The organism is Singulisphaera chitinilytica (assembly GCF_049331405.1).
Lineage (GTDB): Bacteria > Planctomycetota > Planctomycetia > Isosphaerales > Isosphaeraceae > PoT.
The window spans coordinates 4,476,152-4,496,552 of the sequence record NZ_CP186274.1; the positions used below are offsets into that span (position 1 = coordinate 4,476,152).

16 protein-coding genes are annotated in these 20,401 nt (G+C 63.7%); 4 read left to right on the forward strand and 12 right to left on the reverse strand.

Going from position 1 to position 20,401, the window contains the following annotated elements; genetic code table 11:
• Positions 1–145: 145 nt before the first annotated feature.
• From ACOYYX_RS17830 to ACOYYX_RS17840, 3 genes are all read right to left on the reverse strand, one after another.
• Positions 146–2,158, reverse strand: a complete 2,013-nt coding sequence (locus ACOYYX_RS17830) for a dipeptidyl-peptidase 3 family protein (RefSeq protein ID WP_422931262.1) — start codon at positions 2,156–2,158, stop codon at positions 146–148.
• A 324-nt stretch (positions 2,159–2,482) separates the two neighbouring features.
• Positions 2,483–3,859, reverse strand: coding sequence for a diguanylate cyclase (locus tag ACOYYX_RS17835; RefSeq protein ID WP_422931263.1), 1,377 nt, complete (start codon positions 3,857–3,859; stop codon positions 2,483–2,485).
• A 466-nt stretch (positions 3,860–4,325) separates the two neighbouring features.
• Positions 4,326–5,363 carry a ThuA domain-containing protein gene (locus ACOYYX_RS17840; RefSeq protein ID WP_422931264.1) on the reverse strand — a complete coding sequence of 346 codons (1,038 nt, stop codon included), beginning with the start codon at positions 5,361–5,363 and terminating at the stop codon, positions 4,326–4,328.
• A 343-nt stretch (positions 5,364–5,706) separates the two neighbouring features.
• Between ACOYYX_RS17840 and ACOYYX_RS17845 the strand changes: the two genes are divergently transcribed.
• Positions 5,707–6,822 (forward strand): alpha/beta hydrolase, encoded by a 1,116-nt coding sequence (locus ACOYYX_RS17845; protein WP_422931265.1) that lies wholly within the window; start codon positions 5,707–5,709, stop codon positions 6,820–6,822.
• A 19-nt stretch (positions 6,823–6,841) separates the two neighbouring features.
• Here ACOYYX_RS17845 and ACOYYX_RS17850 read toward each other — a convergent pair whose 3' ends face one another.
• On the reverse strand, positions 6,842–8,182 hold the full coding sequence (locus tag ACOYYX_RS17850; protein ID WP_422931266.1) for a HEAT repeat domain-containing protein: 1,341 nt from the start codon (positions 8,180–8,182) through the stop codon (positions 6,842–6,844).
• A gap of 284 nt (positions 8,183–8,466) precedes the next feature.
• Between ACOYYX_RS17850 and ACOYYX_RS17855 the strand changes: the two genes are divergently transcribed.
• Positions 8,467–9,441, forward strand: a complete 975-nt coding sequence (locus ACOYYX_RS17855) for an NAD-dependent epimerase/dehydratase family protein (protein WP_422931267.1) — start codon at positions 8,467–8,469, stop codon at positions 9,439–9,441.
• A 97-nt stretch (positions 9,442–9,538) separates the two neighbouring features.
• Here ACOYYX_RS17855 and ACOYYX_RS17860 read toward each other — a convergent pair whose 3' ends face one another.
• The 6 genes from ACOYYX_RS17860 to thrS form a co-directional block, all read right to left on the reverse strand.
• The gene (locus ACOYYX_RS17860) at positions 9,539–10,633 is read right to left on the reverse strand and encodes a peptidylprolyl isomerase (RefSeq protein WP_422931268.1); all 1,095 of its coding nucleotides are present in this window, start codon (positions 10,631–10,633) and stop codon (positions 9,539–9,541) included.
• A gap of 139 nt (positions 10,634–10,772) precedes the next feature.
• Positions 10,773–11,513 (reverse strand): metal-dependent hydrolase, encoded by a 741-nt coding sequence (locus tag ACOYYX_RS17865; protein WP_422931269.1) that lies wholly within the window; start codon positions 11,511–11,513, stop codon positions 10,773–10,775.
• 139 nt (positions 11,514–11,652) lie between these two features.
• Positions 11,653–12,810 (reverse strand): hypothetical protein, encoded by a 1,158-nt coding sequence (locus tag ACOYYX_RS17870; protein WP_422931270.1) that lies wholly within the window; start codon positions 12,808–12,810, stop codon positions 11,653–11,655.
• A gap of 156 nt (positions 12,811–12,966) precedes the next feature.
• Entirely contained in the window at positions 12,967–13,464 is a 498-nt protein-coding gene (locus ACOYYX_RS17875) for a YajQ family cyclic di-GMP-binding protein (RefSeq protein WP_422931271.1), read from the reverse strand.
• Positions 13,465–13,554: 90 nt separating this feature from the next.
• On the reverse strand, positions 13,555–14,550 hold the full coding sequence (locus tag ACOYYX_RS17880; protein ID WP_422931272.1) for a pyridoxal-phosphate dependent enzyme: 996 nt from the start codon (positions 14,548–14,550) through the stop codon (positions 13,555–13,557).
• A 226-nt stretch (positions 14,551–14,776) separates the two neighbouring features.
• The gene (gene thrS, locus ACOYYX_RS17885) at positions 14,777–16,990 is read right to left on the reverse strand and encodes a threonine--tRNA ligase (protein ID WP_422931635.1); all 2,214 of its coding nucleotides are present in this window, start codon (positions 16,988–16,990) and stop codon (positions 14,777–14,779) included.
• Positions 16,991–17,352: 362 nt separating this feature from the next.
• Here thrS and infC point away from each other — a divergent pair, with 362 nt between their 5' ends.
• Together infC and ACOYYX_RS17895 are read left to right on the forward strand one after the other, a co-directional pair.
• The gene (gene infC, locus ACOYYX_RS17890; RefSeq protein WP_422931636.1) at positions 17,353–17,856 is read left to right on the forward strand and encodes a translation initiation factor IF-3; all 504 of its coding nucleotides are present in this window, start codon (positions 17,353–17,355) and stop codon (positions 17,854–17,856) included.
• Positions 17,857–18,120: 264 nt separating this feature from the next.
• Positions 18,121–18,348, forward strand: a complete 228-nt coding sequence (locus tag ACOYYX_RS17895) for a hypothetical protein (protein WP_422931273.1) — start codon at positions 18,121–18,123, stop codon at positions 18,346–18,348.
• Positions 18,349–18,657: 309 nt separating this feature from the next.
• Here the strand turns inward: ACOYYX_RS17895 and ACOYYX_RS17900 are convergent, their stop codons facing one another.
• Together ACOYYX_RS17900 and ACOYYX_RS17905 are read right to left on the reverse strand one after the other, a co-directional pair.
• Positions 18,658–19,632 (reverse strand): YihY/virulence factor BrkB family protein, encoded by a 975-nt coding sequence (locus tag ACOYYX_RS17900; protein WP_422931274.1) that lies wholly within the window; start codon positions 19,630–19,632, stop codon positions 18,658–18,660.
• Positions 19,633–19,822: 190 nt separating this feature from the next.
• Positions 19,823–20,338: a hypothetical protein gene (locus ACOYYX_RS17905; RefSeq protein WP_422931275.1), complete on the reverse strand. Its 516-nt coding sequence runs from the start codon at positions 20,336–20,338 to the stop codon at positions 19,823–19,825.
• Between the last annotated feature and the right edge of the window lie 63 nt (positions 20,339–20,401).

Consider the following 20,401-nt stretch of genomic DNA (forward strand, 5'->3'; position numbering starts at 1 on the left):
CCCGAGCGAGGAATTGTCGGGATACGTCACTCCATAACGGCCGTCTGCACGCGAGAAGCCGGGGCGAGGTCTCGCAAGACCTCGCCCCGGCTTCCATGCGAACCTCAAGAACGTATCGCGAAGTGGAGCCGTTAGAGCCGGGAGGTCAACGGCCAGTCGCCTCGGAGTATTCGAGCATCTGCTTGGTCAGATCCATCGGATACGAAACCTTGACGTCGATGATCCGACCGTCGGGGCCGGAGATGGCCTCGAGCTTCGGCATGACGTAGGCTGTGTAGGACGGCATCTCGAGCTTATCGACGCGGTCGCGGACCTCGTCGCGGAGCGTGGGGTCGAAGTGGATGCCGTAATCCTCGAAGAGCTTCTTCGCCGCGGGATAGTCCCCTTCGGACTTGATGCGCTGGACCTCGGCGAGTAGCTTGCCGACGCCTTCGTGGAAGGCCTTGGCGTCGACCATGACGTAGTAGGTCTTGCCCTCGCGCTTGCGGACCTCGATCGCCTTGGTGTGATCCATCAGCCAGCGGACGACCATCTGCCGGTTCCGCATGTGGTCCTCTTCGATCTGCGAACCTTCGCGGATCCGACGCAACTGGACCAGTGCGTTCCTGGCGTAGTTCTCGTAGGCGGCCTGGACGACCTCGGCTTGATCTTCGGCCCTGACGAGGCCAAGCTCGGCTAGCTTCGGATTACCCATGAAGTAGAGGGCCACGAGGTCGGCCCGGCCTTCCTCAAGGGCGGAATACTGCTCCTTGAGCAGGTCTTGCGGCTGCCCCTTGAGCTTGTCGGAGAGCCGGCCAGAAGCGTGGCCGATGACCTCGTGCATGTTCACCAGCAATTCGCCCGCGAGGGTCCCCCACTTCGCGGCTCGCTCGGCTTCCTCGGGGGTCCAGGCGAACTCGGTGCGGAAGCTGCCGGGCATCGACTTGTCGCTGGCCTCGAGGACGTTGGAGAGCGAGACCGACTTGCTGCCGTTCTCCTCCCGGATGCGCTGATCGTTCGGGAGATTGATGCCGATCGGGGTGATCGGGCCGCATTCACCGGTCTCGATCACCACTTCGATGGCGTTCGCCGTGATCCCGCGCACGTTCGGCTTGCGATAGATTTCGAGCCAGGGCATCCGGTCCTCGAACCACTGGGCCGAGGAGGCGAGCTTGCGGATGGCCCCAGTCTTCTCCGTGTTCACGAAGTAGACGGCGGACTCCCAGGCCCCCTTGGCTCCCCTCGGGTCGAGGTAGACTTCGATGAAACCGTTGATCGTGTCGACGGGCGAATCTTTATCCGCGACCCAGGCAATGTCATACGCCTCGCGGTCCTTGGTCTCGCCCGTCTCATAGAAGCGGGAGAGGGCCGCGAGGGCCGCCTTCATCGGGGCGGGAGCATAGGCCTCGGCCGCCTTGAGGTGACGTACAATGTTCGTGATCGGGTCGCTGTAACGTCCACCGACGCGGTAAGGCTCCTCAACAAGGCCGCTTTTCGTCTTCACGAGCCGGGAATTGAGCGGATAACGTTCCTGGAAGCCCTCGAGGTCCTTCGTGCTGACGCCGACGTAAAGGTTGTTGGCGCTCTCGGCGAGGATGTCCTTGCCCGGGCCCGGCGTCTTGTTGGTCACGATCGGCTCGACGCTAGCGTCGAAGAAGCTGGGCTTGAGCCGTTCGAGGAGGGCGTCGAGCGTCTCTCCCGAGGCCAGCGGGAGCTTGGCCCCGGCCTTGTCGGCGGCGTGCACGGCGGCGGTGAAGGCCTCCGGGGTGCATTTGAGGACGAACTTCCGGGCTGTCAGGTGGTTATAAGGGCCACTGTTAATCCAGAAGAGCTTGGTATAGCGGGTGACCTCGGCCAACGTCTGGGGATCGATCGATCCTGGATGCCGGAGGATCGCCTCGAGCACCCCGCGCATCTCCAACCCGTGGCGATAGCGCTGGTCATAATAGATGTCGCGGCCGGCGAGAGCGGCCTGATAGAGGTGCCACGTGAGCTTCTTCTCCTGGAGCGGCAGGCGGCTGAAACCGTCGGCGTAGACCTGCACCACGGCCGCGTCGTCGACGCGTTCGAGGAGGTACTTGCGCCCGGATTCCGGCTCCGCCGCCACCACCTGGATGCCCGTGGGCAAGAGCCCCAGGAGCATGCCCCAGCATCCCAACCACCTCAAGACCCGCTGCATGCGCTCTGATCCTCCTCATTTCCGAAGGGCCGGGAAGCATTGACGCCATCCGACGCCGAAGCCACCCGAGCCGATCTCTACCCCGGCGAATCATCGACAAGCCGGCCATGATAACGGTGCGGAACGCGATCCGCAGCCTTTCCATGACCCTCCGAGGGGAAGATGGAGGAATTGAGGCAGACCAGTGACCTCGTCACTCGTCATTCGGTAGAAAGGATTCGATGGAGGTTCAGGGCCGAACGACGGCTTACGAATCGACAAAATCCCCGGCGACCATGTGACAAGGTCTCTGGGAACGGTCGACGCGTGGGAGCCGGCCGGCGATCAGATCGAGGCGCGGTTGCGGCCGAACGCCTTGGCGCGGTAGAGCGCCTGGTCGCTCGCCTGGAGGAGCTTGGCGGGATCGTCGGCGGGGATCTCCGGGATGCTGGCGACGCCCAGACTCAGGGTAATCGAGAGCGGGACGTCGAGGGATTGCGACGTGATCTCGAGTTGCTCGACGGCCACTCGCAGCCGCTCTGCCGCCTCGAGGCCCCCCTGGCGGTCGGTCTCGGGCATGACGATCAGGAACTCGTCGCCGCCGAGCCGGCCTGCGAAGTCGTCGCGACGGGTGATCCGGCGGATCACGGCGGCGACCGCCACGATCGAGTCATCGCCGATGGCATGGCCGTAGTTGTCGTTGATCAGCTTGAAGCGGTCGATGTCCACGCTCATCAAGGCAAGCGACCGGCCGGAGCGTCGGCAACGGCTCCATTCGGCGTCGAGGCGAGAGAGGATCGCCCGGCGGTTCAGAAGTCCGGTCATCGAGTCGAGGGTGGCCAGCTCTTCCATCTGGCGATAGAGCCGGGCGTTGTGGATCGCCGCGCCGAACTGGTCGGCAATTGTCTCCAGGGCCAGTTCGTCACGCTCGTCGAAAGCCATCTCTTCCGGGCTGGCGATCAGGAGGGCACCTCGGGTCTCGGTCCCGACGTGCAAGGGGACGATCGCCCCCGAATGGATACCTTCCCACCCCGAGGAGACCTTGCCGAGGGACGGCCCGTTCGTGAAGAGGATGCGGCGAGATCGGATGCTCGAAGCCATCAGGCTGTCGTCGTTGATGACGAATCGAGGGGCCGAGGCAAGGACGCCCTCAACGTTCCTCCCCGCCGCCGCGACGAGCAGGAATTCATCCTGGTCGTCCTCGCGCAGGAAGACGCTGACGCTCGGATAGCCAAGCTCGCTGAGAAGGAGCTTGCACGCGGCATCAAGCAGCTTCTCCAGCTCCAGGATCCCCGAAATCCGGCTACCGACCTGATTGATCGAGAGCAGGAGGCCCGCCATGCGGCCGAGCTCATGCTGGAGCCGCCGCACGCGAAGGCAGGCACGGACGCGGGCGACGAGCTCGCCGTCGGCAACAGGCTTAACGAGGTAATCATCAGCCCCCTGGTCGAGCCCACCGATGATATCCTCGACCTCCCGGAAAACTCCGGTCAGGAAGATGATCGGGATATCGGACAACCCAGGCACATCTTTAAGCCGTCGAGCGACCTCGCTGCCGTCGATGCCGGGCAGGCGCATGTCGAGCAGGATCAGGTCGGGAGCCGTCTCCGACGCCATGCTCACGGCCTTGTTTCCGTCGCCGCAAATGGTGACGTTCCACCCCGCATCTTCGAGGACGAGTTGGGTCCGCAGGGCCTGGGTCGGACTGTCCTCAACCAGCAAAATTTTTCCGGAGTTAGGGCCAATGAGGACCTCCCTGGAATCGCCGGTTCGAAGCATCATGGGGGTGTTGAACTCGCTTGAGATTGCTGACGTCATCGTCGTCGTCACCACGCTCCCGAAACGGGCATTGAGGGCGGGAATAGGCTCCAGGACCTGGAGCTGGGCCCGCACATTTAGGATAGGACGTGATGGGCACCTTGGCAAATAGCCCGCGCATCAGCGCATGCCATCGCGCCTAACTCATCGGTCACGAAGGGGATAACGACGTTCTCGGCGTCGTTTCTGGACGCCAATTTCAGGGCACAGGCACAATTCCAAATCCCGTGTCGAAAGGCTTTTTGCAGACTCCAAGACAAAATAAGCGGCCACCATCCTCGTGTCACGCTCCTCTTCGGCTCGGACCGGTCCGCGAGAGGAGCGTGGCACGCGACATGACTCGAGGAATTCGCCCGACATGGGGCCCGCTTCACTTCGAGATGTGAGCAGCCGGCCGGATGCCCGGCTGGAATCCCCCGAAGCGGAAGGGGCGAGGGTGGTACTCGCCCACGAGGGAGACGTTGGCGTCGGCCGAGATCTTATCCTCGAGTCCGACCGCCCAGTAGGTGGCGTTGACGAGCAGGCGCCTGACGCCTTCGTTCTCGAGGTCCTGGCCGGCCCCCATGGTCGTGGTGAAGACGCGGGACTTCTTGCCGCTCTCCCCGGTGAACGACTTGATCCAGGCGACGGGCATCATCGGGTCGTTCTGCTTGCCCTCGACTGGGGCGTCCTTCGGGCTCATGCCGGTGAGCACCTGGCCGAGGATCAAGGGCTGGCTGTCGCCGGGAAGGGGGAGGCGGACGCCGTAGACGTCGGTCGGCCCCCAGACGTCGCCGTCCTTGATACCTTTCAGGATCGGCTGGCCCTCTTCGCCCTTGGCGACTATGCCCTTGGTGCTCTGATGACCGTGATTGCCATGGTGGCTGATCCAGGTCTCGCCGAGTACCTGCCGGCCGAAGCCTCCTTCCCAGCCCTTCTCGGAGCTGTTCCAGGAGTACTTGGCATAGGGCCGCCCACCCTTGATGTCGAAGCTGTGGGTCGCCGTGCGGAGGCCGATGACAGGTCTGCCGGAGTTCACGTAGTCGACGACGTGCTTCATCTGCTCGTCGGGCAGGTCGCGGAACCGGGCCGCGATGATCATGAGGTCGGCCTTGTCGAGGGCTTCGAGCCCGGGGATGTTGTCGCGACGGTTCGGGTCGATCGTCCCGTCCTTGCCGATCGCGAACAGCACCGTGCAGGTGAATCCGTGTCGGGTGGCCAGGATCTTGGCGAGTTGGGGAAGCGCCTCTTCGGAGCGGTATTCTTCATCGCCGCTCACGAGGACGACGTGCTTCCCCTTGCCCGCGCCCTCCTTCCCCTCATAAGTCACCCACTCGGGTTCCGCCCCTCGAGCCAGGCCGGGGATCGTGGTGCAAAGTGTGATCGCCGCCAAAAACCAGCCACCGCGAAGAGATCTCATCTTGGCCAAACCCCCGGCTTGTTGCTCGTTGTCGTGACTCTTGGCTCCTCAAGTCCTGCAATCTTAGCGACCTCTTCGACTCCGAGAAAGCAACGAGTCCGGCGCATCCCGGCACTGGCTCCCTGGCGAGATCCAGTCAACTCCGGTTACCCTGAAGTCAGGAGGATCGATTTGGACTCTGTTCGAAAGCGCTCCGGGGAGATCGCGAGACCATCGCGCCGGGGCGGCTCGCGGTCGTAGGGGTTGGCGCGACGATTGCGGGCCCACTTCGTCAGATGGAGCGCCTGATCGCTCAGAAAACGACCGATATCCAATCCTGCTCGTCTCCCTTGGTTTGATAGGACGTCCAACCATGAACGTACGATTTCAACGCCTGACGTCTTGGCTTGAAGGGAAACGTCCCGGCACGCTGACCTGGGCCTTCTTGATCCTCGTTTCCACTGCACCCTTTGCCGAAGCCCAGCCCAGGCTCCTGGCCAACCTGAATCACACCAATCGGAAGCTCGCCGGCGAAGTCGTCGACTACACGCACAACCACGGTTCCGACCGTCGCATCCAGTCCGCCGTACTGGGAATGCCTCGCGACCTCTACCTGTACCTGCCTCCGGGCTATTCCCCGAACAATGCGTATCCGCTCCTGCTCTTCTTCCACGTCGCCTCCGTGGACGAGCACATCTTCATCGCGACGGACGTCGCCCAGCAGCTCGACCGGATGATCCAGCAGGGGGAGATCCCCCCGGTGATCATGGCCTGCCCCGACGGGTCGATCGCGGGCGAAACCCGAGGGCGCTCGCCGCACTCGTTCTACGTCAACGGCCAGCTCGGGAAGTTCCAGGATCACATCGTCGGCGAGGTGGTCCCATTCCTGATGAGGACGTACTCGATCCGCCCCGAACGCCAGGCGCATGGGATCCTGGGCACTTCGGCGGGCGGGTTCGGCGCGATGAACATCGCCATCAAGCACCGCAACCTCTTCGGCAACGTCGCGGCTCTCGCCGGCCCGATGAACCTGCGATACTCGACCGCCGACGGGAATTACAAGGAAAACTTCGACCCGGCCACGTTCCGCTGGAAGGACGAGTACGACCCTGACGAGGTCGTCGGCGCCTTCTACTTCGGGCTTCGGAAGGTCCGCGCCAAGAAGTATCTCCAGCCCGTCTTCGGTAGCGGCCCCGGTACGACCGAACGCATCATGAGCGAGAACCCTGCCGACCTGCTCTTCAGCACCGACCTCAAGCCCGGCGAGCTCGCGATCTACCTCAGCTATCCGGGCAAGGATAACTGGAACTTCGACGCCCAGGCCGAATCCTTCGCGTGGCTCGCCCAGCAGAAAGGCATCGACCTCACCGTCGACAAGGACCCGCACGCCCGGCACACGCTCGTCTACTTCCGACGCAACATCGGCCCGGCCTTCCGCTGGATGGGCGGGCACCTCGGTGGACCCGTCTCCTTGACGACGCAGCCTTGAGTGGAAGTCTCGGCCTGCATCAAGGCTTCGGGATCTTCGCGAGTGCCCCCCGGGCCGCGCGGCTCACATCCTGATTCGCATCGTTGGCATTGGCTTCGAGGCTGGGGATCGCCGCCCCAGCTTCGGCGCCGAACTTCGCCAGCGCCACGGCCGAGGCCACGCGGACGCTCGGCTCCGCGTCGTCCAGGCAGTGGATCAGGTCCGGGATCGACTTCGCGGCCTTGTGGCCGAGGTCGCCGAGCATCGCGATCGCCTGGCATTTCTCCACCTCGGAGCCCGCGCGGGCGTCCTGGAGAAGTTCGGGCAGATATTTCTCGTTGAAATCGCGGACGGCGGTCTGGATCGTTTCGAAGGCTCTTTCAGCCTCGCGATGGAGCTCGTTCTCGGGGTCGTCTTTCAGGCGAGCGAGTGCGGGCAAGGCGATCTCGGCGTCCCCCTTGAGCTGGGTCAGCTTGCTGATGGCCGCCTCGCGGACAAGCTTATTCGGATCCTCGAGCGCCTTGGCGATCTTCTCGACCCACCGTTGCGAGACATCCTTCGGATGGCACTGGACAACCATCCGCCTGACTTCCGGGTCCGGGTCGTTGACGTGTGATTCGAGCTCGTTGAGTTCCTCCGGGGACAGCCCATCATACCAGCCGAGTGCTAGCACGACCGAGCTGCGAACGTACTGGCTGTCGTCCTTCAGCAATGGCATCAGGGCCTGGACGATCTGCTGCGTGCGAGCCTTCTCGCGGATGCAAATGGCCAGGCTCCTCACCGCCATGTTGCGGACCCACTGGTCCTTGTCCTTGATCGCGGCGAAGACGATCTTGAAGGCACGCTCATCCTCTTTCGTATAGAAGCCCAGGATGTTGATGCTACTGAGTCGATCCTGCCAGCTTGCCCAGCTCATGGCATCGATGAGGATGGGGATCGCCAGCTTCGATTCGGCTGTATTTGGCTCGTTTGACATGGAACTTAGTGCGAGTGCGGCGGCGACCTTATCTTCGCGGTTTGAAGCCTTCAGCATGGCCACTAGCGTCGCCCTCACCGCCTTGATCGTCGACTCGTCCTTCACTCCTTGGATCACGGAAACGAGACCTCGCGTTGCCTGCACCCTGACTCGAACATCCGAGTCATTCAGGGCCTCGAGCAAGGGCTCGACCGCCCGGGCCCCTTTCGAGCCCATGCCCTGGAATTCGGCCGCCGCCCGGAGCCTTTCGTCGGGATCCGATGACCTCAGCCGCTTCAAGGCCACGTAGACGGGATCCTCGACGGTCCAACGAAGGTCGAATACGGCGAGGTAAGCCGCCGTCGCTGCCACAAGGCCGATCAGGTGCCAGAGTCGCAGTCGAGGCACCGCCATCGTCAGTTTCATCGAACACCCCGAGTTATCGTATTGCGGGCGCCGGACCGTAGGGATCGGGAATCGCATCACGCGACTTAGCACCTATGACATTTGACAGAGTCTACTCGACGCCGACCCGGGTGGATAGCTTGCCGCGTCGGATTCTGACGTGTGTTGCGGATGTCCGACGAGGGTCGAGGGCTGGAGTCGACGCCTCGCATGCGATAGAGTCGCCCATCCTGGGGCTCGTGAAGCCGTTGCGGTCCTCCGCCCCTTTGGAAATCGTCCCGACTTAGAGCCGCGGAGAAACCGGCGTGCGCGTATTGATGACCGGCGGGTATGGCTGTATCGGATCCTGGGTCGCCAAGCAGTTGATCGACGAGGGGAAGGAAGTCTGGATCCTCGACCTCAAGGAGGACACGCACAGGCTCGATCTGCTGCTCGAACCGAGCCAGAAGGAGCGGGTCCACTTCGTCGAGGGGGACGTCTCCGACCCGGCAATCGTGCGATCGACCGTCGAGAGGCTCGAGGCAACGCACCTGCTCCACCTCGCCGGCTTACAGACGCCGACATGCCGGGCGAACCCGATCCTGGGGGCGAAGGTCAACGTCATCGGCACGCTCGCCGTCTTCGAGGCCGCGGTCGCCCTCAAGGATCAGGTCCAGCGCGTCGTCTACGCGAGTTCCGCTGCCGTGCACGGGCCGGCCGATCCCGATAGCCACGGGCCGCTCGCCGACGAGGTGCGCCTCGCCCCGCTGACCCACTACGGCGCGTACAAGGTCTGTAACGAGCTCAACGCCAGGGTCTACTGGCTCGACCAGGGGATCACGAGCGTCGGGCTACGTCCCTGGACGGTCTACGGGGTCGGCCGCGACTTCGGCATGACCAGCGAGCCGACCAAGGCGATCAAGTCGGCCGTGGCCGGGCGTCCGTATCACATCAGCTACGGCGGGTCGCAGGATTTGCAGTACGTCGGCGACGTTGCGGGCACGTTCCTCAAGGCCCTGACGGCGCCTTTCGAGGGGGCCGACGCCTTCAACATCCGGGGCGCGGTGGTCCCGATCGAAACCTTCCTCAAGACCTTCCAGGACGTCGCGCCCGAGGCCGCCAAGCTCGTGACCCACGGCGACCGCCAGTTGCCGATCAACGCCGACCTCGACGACTCCAGGCTCGAGGCCAAGCTCGGCCCCCTGCCCCGGACTTCGCTCAAGGATGGCATCACCGAGACCTTCGAGCGATTCTCGAGCCTTCAGAAGCAGGGTCGGCTCGACTTGTCCGACCTGGGCTGAACCAGCTCCGCCCGCAAACACATCGGCAACAAAAAAGAGCGGCCCATCGCCGGGCCGCTCTCTTGTTTTAAGGTCGTGAAGACTTGCCGCGCCAGGATTACTTGGCGGCCTTGGCCTTGGTCTTCTCGGCGGCCTTCGCCGGGGTCGGGGCGTCGGCGGGCGGGGCCGGGAAGAGGTCCTTCGGCATGTCGTTGATCTTGATCTGGGCGGTTTTGCGCTGGGCGGTCAGGAGGTCCTTCTGAAGCTCGGCCGCGTACTGGTTCAGGATGTGGGGGCGGTTCTGATCGAAGTCGAGCTGAGTGCCTTCCTTGCGGTCGGTCACCAGGATCAGGTGGTAGCCGTAAGGGGTCTCGATCGGGTCGGAGATCACGCCGGGCTTGAGGGCGAAGGCGGCCTTGCTGAACTCCTCGACAATCCCGTTGTTGAGACCGAAGTAGCCGATGTCGCCGCCGGCCCCTTGCGAGTTCGCCGGATCCTGCGAGAACTTGTTCGCGGCCTCGGCGAACGTCGTCTTCTTGGCCTCGATGTCCTTCTTGATGCCCGCGAGTTGCTGGCGGACCTTGGCCTTGTCGGCGTCGGTGGCCTTGGGCTCGATGCGGAGCAGGATATGGCTCACCTTGACCTGCGTGCCGTTGAGCAGGTCCTTGTGACTGGCCGCGTACTTCTTCAGCTCGGCGTCGGTCCCGCGCTGGTTGACGAACTCGATCCAGCGGATGCGGTCCGCGTAGATCTTCTTGACGTCTTCCATCCCCTTGTTGCTGTCGACGAGCGTCTGCGCGAGGCTCGTCCCCTCGGTCTCGAGCTGCTTTTTGAGATTGTTCACCGCCTCGTCGACGCGCTCGGGCGGGACGGGGATCTTGAGGCGGGTGAGGTACTGCGTCACCAACTTCATGTTGATGAGGGTCTCGATGGCATCGGTGTAGACCTGCTGCGGATCCTCGAGCGAGATCTGATATTGGCTGAGGAACTCGATGAGGTCCCGACGGGTGATCGGCTCGCCGTTGACGGTGGCCAGGACCTGCTTCATGAGGGCCAGTTCCGCCGCCGTCGGCTTGGGCGCCGCGGCCTTGGCTGCGGCCGGCGCGGGGGCTTCGGCCTTCTTCGCCGTCCCCTGGGCCTGCCCCCGCAAGGCGGGGACGACCACCAGGACCATCGCCAGAATCATCACCCCTGGTCGGACAATCGCTCGCATCAAAAGCCTCCCTGACAGATTCGAACGCACGTCCAGCGGTCGCGAAATCGAGTCGTTCGTGACCGAATTGTAGGAATTATACGGATTTCGCGGAATCGTGCCGCGCGAATCAGGACCCAAATCCGCAAGACGGGGGATTTCAGCGGGTTTGAATCCCGATCGACCGCGCAAGTTCGGGTATATCGGGCAGGCGCTCGTGGGAAAAGACCTGGAAGCTGGGGTTGTCGGGGGGGAGATCCAGGAAGGGGGTCTCGGGCCAGATCTGGATGACCTTCCAGCTCAGGTAGCTCAGGAAGCAATACATCGCGATCGTCGTCCAGGGCGAAGGGGCCCAGAACTTCATCGCCGTGCCGAAGGCCTTGTTGACCCGTGCCCCTTGCAGGTCGACGCTGCAGATCTCGTCCAGGAGCAGGTGCGAGAAGAAGCCGATCATCACGGCCATGGCCATGACAAGGCGGAGAAGCGGATTGTCGGTGGGATAGTAGAGGTATGCCAGGCAGCCCCAGACGGCGCAGGTGGGCAGGCTGTGGCTCATCCCTCGGTGGACGGTCAAATGTCCCATGATACGCTTGAAGCCGTGGCGCACCATGGCGTAAGAGGCGACGACCGCCCAGAGATGGAGCTCGAAGGGGGGCTCGGGATCCATCCTGCCGAGCTTCTGCCAGACGGCAAGCGCGACGAGGACTCCAAGGATCCCGGTGAAGCCCCTCAGCTCGACCCCCGATGCGGAGTCGAGATCTGGCAAGAGGCCGCTCAAGGTCGTGAGCAATATCGCCACGGTCCCATAGAGCCAGTGGACTCGGGCGACGAAGAAGGTGGCACCGGCGTAGGCCACGCCGAGCACGCTCGCGAAAGTCAGGTGTTGTCGGTAGTTGCCCACTCGTCCCTGAGTGGCTATGAGGCAATTGGCGGATGGATTACCTGGGGGCGGGATCCTAATTGGGATGCCCGCCCCTCCGAATCAATGGTCGTCGCCGCGCTGATGGACCACCCGCACGTTGCCGGGAGCCAATCCCTCGTTAGGCCGCCTGAAGCCAGCTTCGGATGCGCCCGAGCTCGCCGGACCATTCCGGACCGGTTCGGCACCGGCCGTAGGCATCGTACAGAAGGTCGAGGGTCTCGACCAGATGTCTTAGCCCGTCGATCCGCCCGACCTTGATCTCGTCGCCCGACGCCCCTTCGATCTTGGGGATGCTGGCGCCGGAGACGGCCAGGGTCTCGGCCTGGAGGGTCAGCTCGTACTGAATGCCGTGGCGGACGAGGATGAGCCCGGCCTTGCGGGGGATCTTGCCGGCCTGGAGGGCGCGGAAGGCTTCCGGAAGGCGGGTCGGGCCTTCATTCGTGAGTTGGTCGCGGCCGGTCTCGCCCCTCGGGCAATCGAGGAGGAGGGTCTTGGCGACCATCACGGTGACTTCGGAGTCGTCCGGCAGCTTGATGGTATCGCCGTCGAGTTGGAGGGTATGCCAGAGCCAGACGAGGAACTCATTGCCCCAGAAGTCCCGGTTCGTGGCATCGCTGTCGGTCCAGGCGACCGTCGAATGCGAATCGGGGCCGATGAAGCCGATGGGCCCGAAATCCTCGACGGTGCGCTCGTGGCCGTGGACCTCGGCCTGCGTGTAGGCGAGGCTGCCGGCGGTCACGGGCTCGAGGGTGCGGTCGAACGTCTCGCGGAAGAGGCCTTGCAGGCGGTCGAGCACGGAGTTGCTGGTGGCCCCGACGTAGAGGATGTTCGACTGGCCGTCCCAGAGGACAGGATAGTGGGCCATCCGACGGAAGCGGCCGTCCCCGGCTTCGGCCTCGGCGCGGATCCGGGCGGCTTCCTTCGCCTCCTGGCGCTGGGCCTTGGTGGGGTAGCCGCTGGGGTTCATCTGGGCGCGGGCGTCGGTCTCGATCTTGGTATAAGCCCGCAGCAGGGAGCCGGGGATCTTGTCCGTGTCGACCCGGATCGCCAGGTGGAGCGCGTCGTTGATGATGTTCTTGGCGAGGTCGAAGGAGACGTCCAGGACGTGATCACCGCCCGACCAGCCGACTGAGACGCCGTCGTTCGGGTCGGGCCCGCCGTGGCGTCCGATCGCGTGTTGGTTGACCAGTTCCAGCAGCTCTTCGCCGAACGGCAAGGGGTCCGACCCACTGACCCGATAGCGCACGTACGTGATGCGTCCGTTCAAGAACCCCATTGCGATGATCCTCCATGTTCCGCGCTGCCGATTCCACGGCGGCCTATCCCCCGGTCGACCCGGGCCTCCCCATTCATCGGACGGCCGCGCGGCGGCACTCAAAGCGAAGCGGACACGGAAGACGGCTCGGTGCGTCGGACGTAGCGGTCGGACCTCTCAGGTAAAGTTGACGAACTGGAGCGGATACTCGGGCCCGTTCTCCTTCAGGTAGGCGATCACCGACTGGAGCTCGTCGATCTTCTTGCCGGTCACGCGCACCTTGCTATCCATGATCTGAGCCTGGACCTTGATCCCCATCTGCTTGATCTGCTTGACCAGCTTCTTGGCGTCGTCGGTCTCGATGCCGATGTGGAGCGTGAGGGTCTCGCGGACCGAGTCGTGCGTCGCCTCCTCGAGCTTACCTCGCTTGAGGGCGTTCACGGACACACCGCGCTTCGCCATCTTCTCCTTGAGCACCTGGATCACGGTGTCGAGCTGCCCCTTGTGATCTGCGAGGAGCGTCAGGTTGTTGTCCTTCTTGTTGTACTCGATCGAAGCACGCGTCCCCTTGAAATCATAGCGGACGGCGATCTCGTGCTGGGCTTGCACCACCGCGTTGTGCATCTCGGCGGTATTGATCTCACTGACGATGTCGAATGCGTGATTATCGGCCATATTCGGGCACCCCGCACGAGTGATTAAGCGAATGGAATCCCGCCGGAGGGGGTCGACGACCGCCCTCTCGCGGATCGGTTCAGGCTGCCATCATAACCATTTCGAGGAAAGAGCCTGGAAGTAGGGATCGAGGTCGACGTTCCCGCCACCGATGATAACCCCGACTCTTCGGCCATCGACCTTCAGCTTCTTCGTGAGCAGGGCGGCGACGGGCACCGCGCTCGACGGCTCGATGATGATCTTGAGTCGTTCCCAGATGAACCGCATGGCGGAGACGATTTCGGCCTCCGAGACGGTAACGATCGAGTCGACCCGCGACTGGATGACCGAGAAGGGGCGTTCCCCCAGGCTCGTCTTGAGTCCGTCGGCGATAGTGCTGGGATCGCCCGAAGGCTGGATCGTCCCGGTCTCGAGTGAGCGTTTGGCGTCGTCGGCGAGTTCGGGCTCGACGCCGTAGACCCTGGTCACGGCCGACTTCGCCATCACGGCCAGAGTCGTCCCGGCCAGAAGCCCCCCTCCGCCGACCGGGCTGACCACCATGTCGAGGTGCCCGACCTCGTCGATCAATTCCCAGGCGACCGTCCCCTGCCCGGCCATCACGTCCCAGTTGTCGAACGGATGCACGATCGTGTAGCCGTGCTCGGCGACCTCGCGGGCCACGGCTTCCTCGCGGGATTTCAGGTTCGGCTCGCAGAGGACGATGCGGGCGCCATAGCCTTCGGTCGCGGCCCTCTTCACCGCGGGAGCGGTTCGGGGCATCACGACACAGACGCTTACCCCGAGCAGTTGTCCCGCCAGCGAGAGCGCCTGGGCATGATTGCCCGACGAGTGAGTGACGACCCCCGCCGAGCGCTCGGACTCGCTCAGGAGCAACAGAGCATTCATCGCCCCGCGAAACTTGAAGGCCCCGACGCGCTGGAAGTTCTCGCACTTCAGGAAGACCGAGCCCCCCACGAGAGCGTCGAGCGTCCTCGAAGTCAGCACGGGCGTGCGATGAGCCCAGCGCTTGAGCCGTTCGGCGGCCCTCGCCACGTCCTCGACATGACTGGCCGCGGCGGTTCCTTTGGAGTCGATAGGCTTGCTCATCGCAACCCGCTCTTTTCGTTCGGCATGAGTGGATCGAAGGATGTTCTCGTGCAACTCTAACCGACCCGAGCCCGCTGAAAAGGCCCTCGATGAGAAACGGCCCGAAGGAGACTTCCGCCAAAGATAGGCTTGCCGCGAACGGAAGAGGCGGCCGAGGGAACGAATCCCTCGGCCGCTTCAATCGATCAACCGACATGTGATCGCCGGCGAGCGTCTCGCCGCTCGATCAATACTCGTGGCTCTGGGCGTGTGCCTCGGCCGGGGCGGCCGCTGCCGGGGGCGCGACCTGCCGGATCGCGCGAGACTCGGCCTCGGCCTTGAGGCGGGCGATGGCCTCGGTCAAGGGCAAGGCTCCCTGGTCGCCGTCGATCCGGTCGCGGTACGAGACGGCCTCGGTCTCCGCCTCCTTGACGCCGACGACGAGCATCGCCGGGATCTTCTCGAGCTGGGCGTCGCGGATCTTGGACCCGATCTTCTCGGGACGAAGATCCATCGTCGCCCGCAGTCCGGCCGCCTGGAGCTCGGCCAGGACGTGCTTGGCGTAATCGGCGACCTTGTCCGAGATCGGCAAGACGCGGACCTGCTCGGGCGCCAGCCAGAGTGGGAAGGCGCCGGCGAAGTGCTCGATCAGGATCCCCATGAACCGTTCCATGCTGCCGAACGGGGCGCGGTGGATCATGACCGGGCGGTGCGGCTGGTTGTCCGGCCCCGTGTATTCGAGGCCGAACCGCTCGGGAAGCACGTAGTCGAGCTGGACCGTGCCGAGTTGCCACTGGCGGCCAATGCAGTCGCGGACGATGAAGTCCGCCTTGGGGCCGTAGAAGGCCGCCTCGCCGGGGGCTTCCTCATAAGGCAGGCCCATCTCGTCGAGCACCGCGCGGATATCGGCCTCGGCTCGGAGCCAGGTGTCGCCCAGGGCGCCGGCGTACTTCGGATCTTCGGGGTCGTGCTTCGAGAGCCGGAGCTTGTAGTCGGTCAAGCCGAGGCTGTTGAGCACAAACTGGGTCAACTCCATGGTCGCCCGGAATTCGCCGCGGACCTGGTCCATCGTGCAGAAGAGGTGCGCATCGTCTTGCGTAAAACCGCGCACGCGGGTGAGGCCCGAGAGCTCGCCTGACTGCTCATAGCGGTAGACGGTGCCGAACTCGGCGAGGCGTACCGGCAGGTCGCGGTAGCTCCTCGGCTGCGCGGCGTAGATCTGGATGTGGTGCGGGCAGTTCATCGGCTTGAGGAGGTATTCCTCGCTCACGCCGTTCTCTTCGACGTATTTGATCTTCCCTGCCTTATCGAGCTTCCAGTAATTGAGCGCGGTGGCCGCGGGGTTGGCCGGGTCGTGGCCGATGACCGGCATCGACTCGGGAATCCCCGCCTTGGCCAGGAGGATCTTCTGGGTCGGCTCGTCGAGCTCATCCTTCTCGAGCCCGCCGATCAACGCCATGGCCGAGTCGTCGAGCATCCGCAGCACGGGGAACTGCGAATCCTTGTAATAGGGGTAGTGCCCCGAGGTCTGATACAGCTCGATCCTGCCGATGTGCGGGGTGTAGACCGGCTGATAGCCGCGTTTGGTCAGCTCATCCTTGAGGAAGTGCTCGAGGATCCCGCGGACCATCGCCCCCTTGGGCATCCAGAGGATGAGGCCCGAGCCGACGAGGCTGGAGATCGTGAAGAGGCCGAGTTCCTTGCCAAGGCGCCGGTGGTCGCGCTTCTTCGCCTCCTCGACCTGGGCGAGGAAGGCGTCGAGTTCCTTCTTGTCGAAGAAGGCTGTGCCGTAGACGCGCTGGAGGACCTGGCCGTCGGTCCGGCCTTTCCAGTAGGCCCCGGCGATCGAGAGCAGCTTGTACGCCCCGACCTTGCCGGCGTGCGGGATATGCGGCCCCCGGCAGAGGTCGACGAATTCCCCCTGGCGGTAGAAGCTGAGGATGCCGTACTTGTGCAGCTCGTCGTCGATGTGCTCGACCTTGAACGCCTGGCCGAGGTCCTCGACGAACTGTCGGGCTTCGGCGACCGGCAGGCTGAAGCGCTCGAACGGCTCGGCGTCCTTGAGGATCTTGGCCATCTCGGCCTCGATCGCCGGGAAGTCGTCTTCCGAGAGCGGCTTGCCGGGCAGGTCGACGTCGTAATAGAAGCCGGTGGCCGTGGTCGGGCCGAAGGCGAGCCGGGCCCCCGGGAAGAGGCGGAGGATGGCCCTGGCCATGATGTGCGCGGTCGAGTGCCGCAGGACGTCCAATGCTTCTCGATCCTTCGAGGTCAGGAGCCGGAGCTCGATCGGGGCCGTCGTGCCATCCTCAAGCGGCCGATCGATGTCGACGATCGTCCCGTTGGCGACCGCGGCGATCGTCGCCTCAGCGAGCCTCTTGCCGATCCCTTCGGCGACCTCGCGAGGACGGACCCCTTCCGGATACTCCTTGATCGAACCGTCCGGCAACTTGATCTGCACCATCATCCGCGCCCGGCCCCGCTGAGGCCGGCCTTTCCTGGACAGAACCCTGAAGACGCAGGCGTACCTTCCCCCGACCCACAACGCCGGTACGAGGCCCCTGCGCCGTTCAGGGTAATCCAACCCATCGTTGCCTGCCAAGACACCCGCGAATTGCCGGGAGTTCGCCCCGCACCTTCACCGAAAAATCATGCCTTGACACCGCAGACGTCTCAGAGTAATGCTTAGGATTGCTTCGCGACGAAATGTAGGCCTGCCGCGGTGGCAGGTAGCTTTCGATCCGATGGCGGTCCGCTCCCCTTCGCGAGGGAGCTCTCCGCTGCTTCGCAAGGCGAAGCCCGTAGCCTACGTCCCAGGAGGACGCTATCGACCGGAATCTCAGGGTTAACGAGCAGATCCGCATTTCACCCGTGCGGGTCATCAATGCTGAAGGGGCCATGCTTGGAGTCATGCCGACCGGCAAGGCCCAGGAAGCCGCCCGCGAGGCGGGTCTGGACCTGGTGGAAGTCGCTCCGAATGAGCGTCCCCCGGTCTGCAAAATCATGGACTTCGGCAAGTTCAAGTATTCGCAAAAGAAGAAGGCCTCGAAGCAGAAACAGCATCAGGTCCAGGTGAAGGAAATCCGCGTCCGCCCCAAGACCGGCGACCACGACATCGAGGTCAAGGTCAAGCGGGCCCGCGAATTCCTCGAGCACAAGGATAAGGTGCTGGTCAACGTCCTCTTCCGCGGTCGCGAACTTGCGCACATCGACGAAGGCCGAAAGGTCATGGACGAAGTGCTCGTGGCGCTAGAAGACGTTGCCAAGGTCGAGAAGACCCCTTCGATGGAAGGGAAACGGATGACCGCGATCGTCGCCCCTCGCGTCTGATCGCTCAGGCCGTTCCCCCACCCTCGGTCAATCGAACCCGATCAAACCCTCGCCCCGGGCCGGCTGCGACCGGCAAGGGGCGAGGGGTTTCTTTTTCCACCGCATTGAGGCAAACTCCCCTGCTCCTGATCGGATCGGAACGGGCCGAGGCACTCGATGGGGGATTCAGGCATTGCGCCTGCGTGTCGAGGACCAATCGCTCACGGATGTTTGTGAGAGATGCCGAGTCACGCGCTGGTCATCCACGTCTAACGAAGACGAGCCATGAAATCGGTGAACGGCCAGATCATCCGCCGCGTCGGGCTCTTGCTGGAAATGATTTGCCTGCTGGGCCTGATCGCCTCAAGGAAGCAGCAGGTGCCTGCGCTGATCCTCGGGGTCGACTCCCAGCAACTCTTCATGATCGGACTATTGAGCGGGTTCGTGCTCTGGTTCGCCGGCACCGTCGCGATCTTCCGGCAGAATCGAAAGCCCGAAAAGCCGCCGGAGTGACGCCCGCGAGGAATTGTCCAGCTCGATTTCCGGCTTGGTCTTCAGGGCCTCGATCGAAGGTTGGAGAGGAGTACGATCCGAATCGTCCCGATGCTTGTCTTTCGAGTTGTCTCGGGGCAGGGACAGTTGCGGGCAGGTCGAACGGACGAACCAGTCGCCCTGTTCGTCGATATCGCTCTCGATCGCGTCGTGAATGACGGTGGAACCCCGATCTCTCTCCCCACGGTAGCCTCCCGGTCCTCCCCTGGAAACGCGCGTCGTATTTCCCTGGCGCCAGGTCGGCCCGAAGGTGATCAATCAGGCTCGGGCTCAGGATCCGGCGAGTTCCGGCTCCTTGTTCGCCTCGTACTGCTTCCTCGAGTCCCAGTCGTCGGCGCAACGCGAGGGCGTCCCCTTGCTGTGCTTGGCGTCGATGATCTGGTCGATCTGTACGGCGCAGAGCAAGATCAGGCTCGACAGCCAGAACCAGAAGAGGAGCACCATGACCCCACCCAGCGATCCATACGTCTGATTATAATTCGCAAAATTCTGCACATAAACACGAAAACCATACGAAACGAGCAGGAACGCGCAGGTACCCAGGAGGGAGCCCGGCGTCACCCATCGCCACTTCTGGTTGCAGTCCGGGCCCATGAAGTAGCTGAAGGCGAAGCTCAGCAGGACCAACGCGATCACGCAGACCCACCGGATGGCCGTCGCCAGGGCCGCCGCGTTCCAGCTCCAACCCACCCAGCTCAGGACCTGCGGCCAGGCGACGATGGCGAGGAGCGAGCCCACGAGTAGAAACGCCTGCAGGATCGTCGTGAAGATCGCGATCAGCCTGAGCTTCCAGAAGGGCCGGCTCTCGCGGACGCCGTAGATGCGGTTCATCGCGTCCATGACGGCGACGGACAGGCTCGACGAGAGCCAGATCGTGATCGCCAGGCCGAATGAGACGAGGCCGACGGGCAGATCCCCCTGGATGCGAGCGATCTGATCCTTGACGACCTCATAGGCCTCCCGAGGGAACAGCGAGCGAAGGGTGTTCTCCAGTTGCTCGACCGTCAAGTCACCGATCCCGTCCGTGGTGTGCGAATGCCCGGTGATGTCGGGCAAGAGCCGGACGACGAGCGTCAGGATCAGGCCCAGGAAGGGGACGATCGCCAGCATCGCATAGAAGGCGACCCCCGCGGCCCGCGTCATCAACTCGTTCTCGTTGAATCGATCCCAACCCTCCCGGCCCAACGAACGGAGAGCGGCCTGATCGACGTTGGCGAGCCATCGAGGTTTCCACGCGTGCGCCATGGGTTGTGCTCTCTCTTGCCGAGTCGAACGAGGATCCACAACGTGTGACAATCGTCATCGTTTCAGCATGTCATCCAATAACTTGGCTCATCGGACCAATTCCTGGATCGTCCCGGGCCGTGGAGATCCGGCGCCCCCGCCCCATCAGGGCGGGAGCGACCCGAGACGTTTCGACGTCAGCACCCGAGTCTCAGGAGCCGTGCGAGACCTCTTCACCCGAGGCCCCCTTGAGGACCATGCGGTTCAGGCCCTCTTGCAGTGCGTCGCGATGGGCCCGTTCGTCGGCCAGGACGCCCGAGAGTTCCTGGGCGCTCTCGACGTCGCCGATCCCCTGGAAGGTCTGGATCCAGGCGGTGCACCAGTGGATCGAATTGGCCTTGGCCATGAGGTCGTGCGAGACCTTTTCGAGCTCGGTCTCGGAGGTGACGAGATCCTCCATTCGATCCTTGAGACGTCCCAGGGTCTCGCTAATCCCCTCGGTGACGCTTTTCGTGGGCGAGTAACCATAGCGGATGGCGATCGTCTCGACGACATCCCGGTTCTTCTCGGCCACGGATGCCATCTCGTGATAGAGAACGCTCAAGGCTGCGTGAGGCGGCGAGGTCGCACGCTCATTGGCGATATCGACCGAGGACCGCATCCCCTCGATCCCCTTCGAAAATTCATCGGCGATCCAACTTCGGTTGATCGTCGGGACGGTCGCCATGTTGGCGTTTCCTTTCAAAGGTTGTCGATTTGAATGTTTGGCCGAGTCGTCCGATTTGGCTCA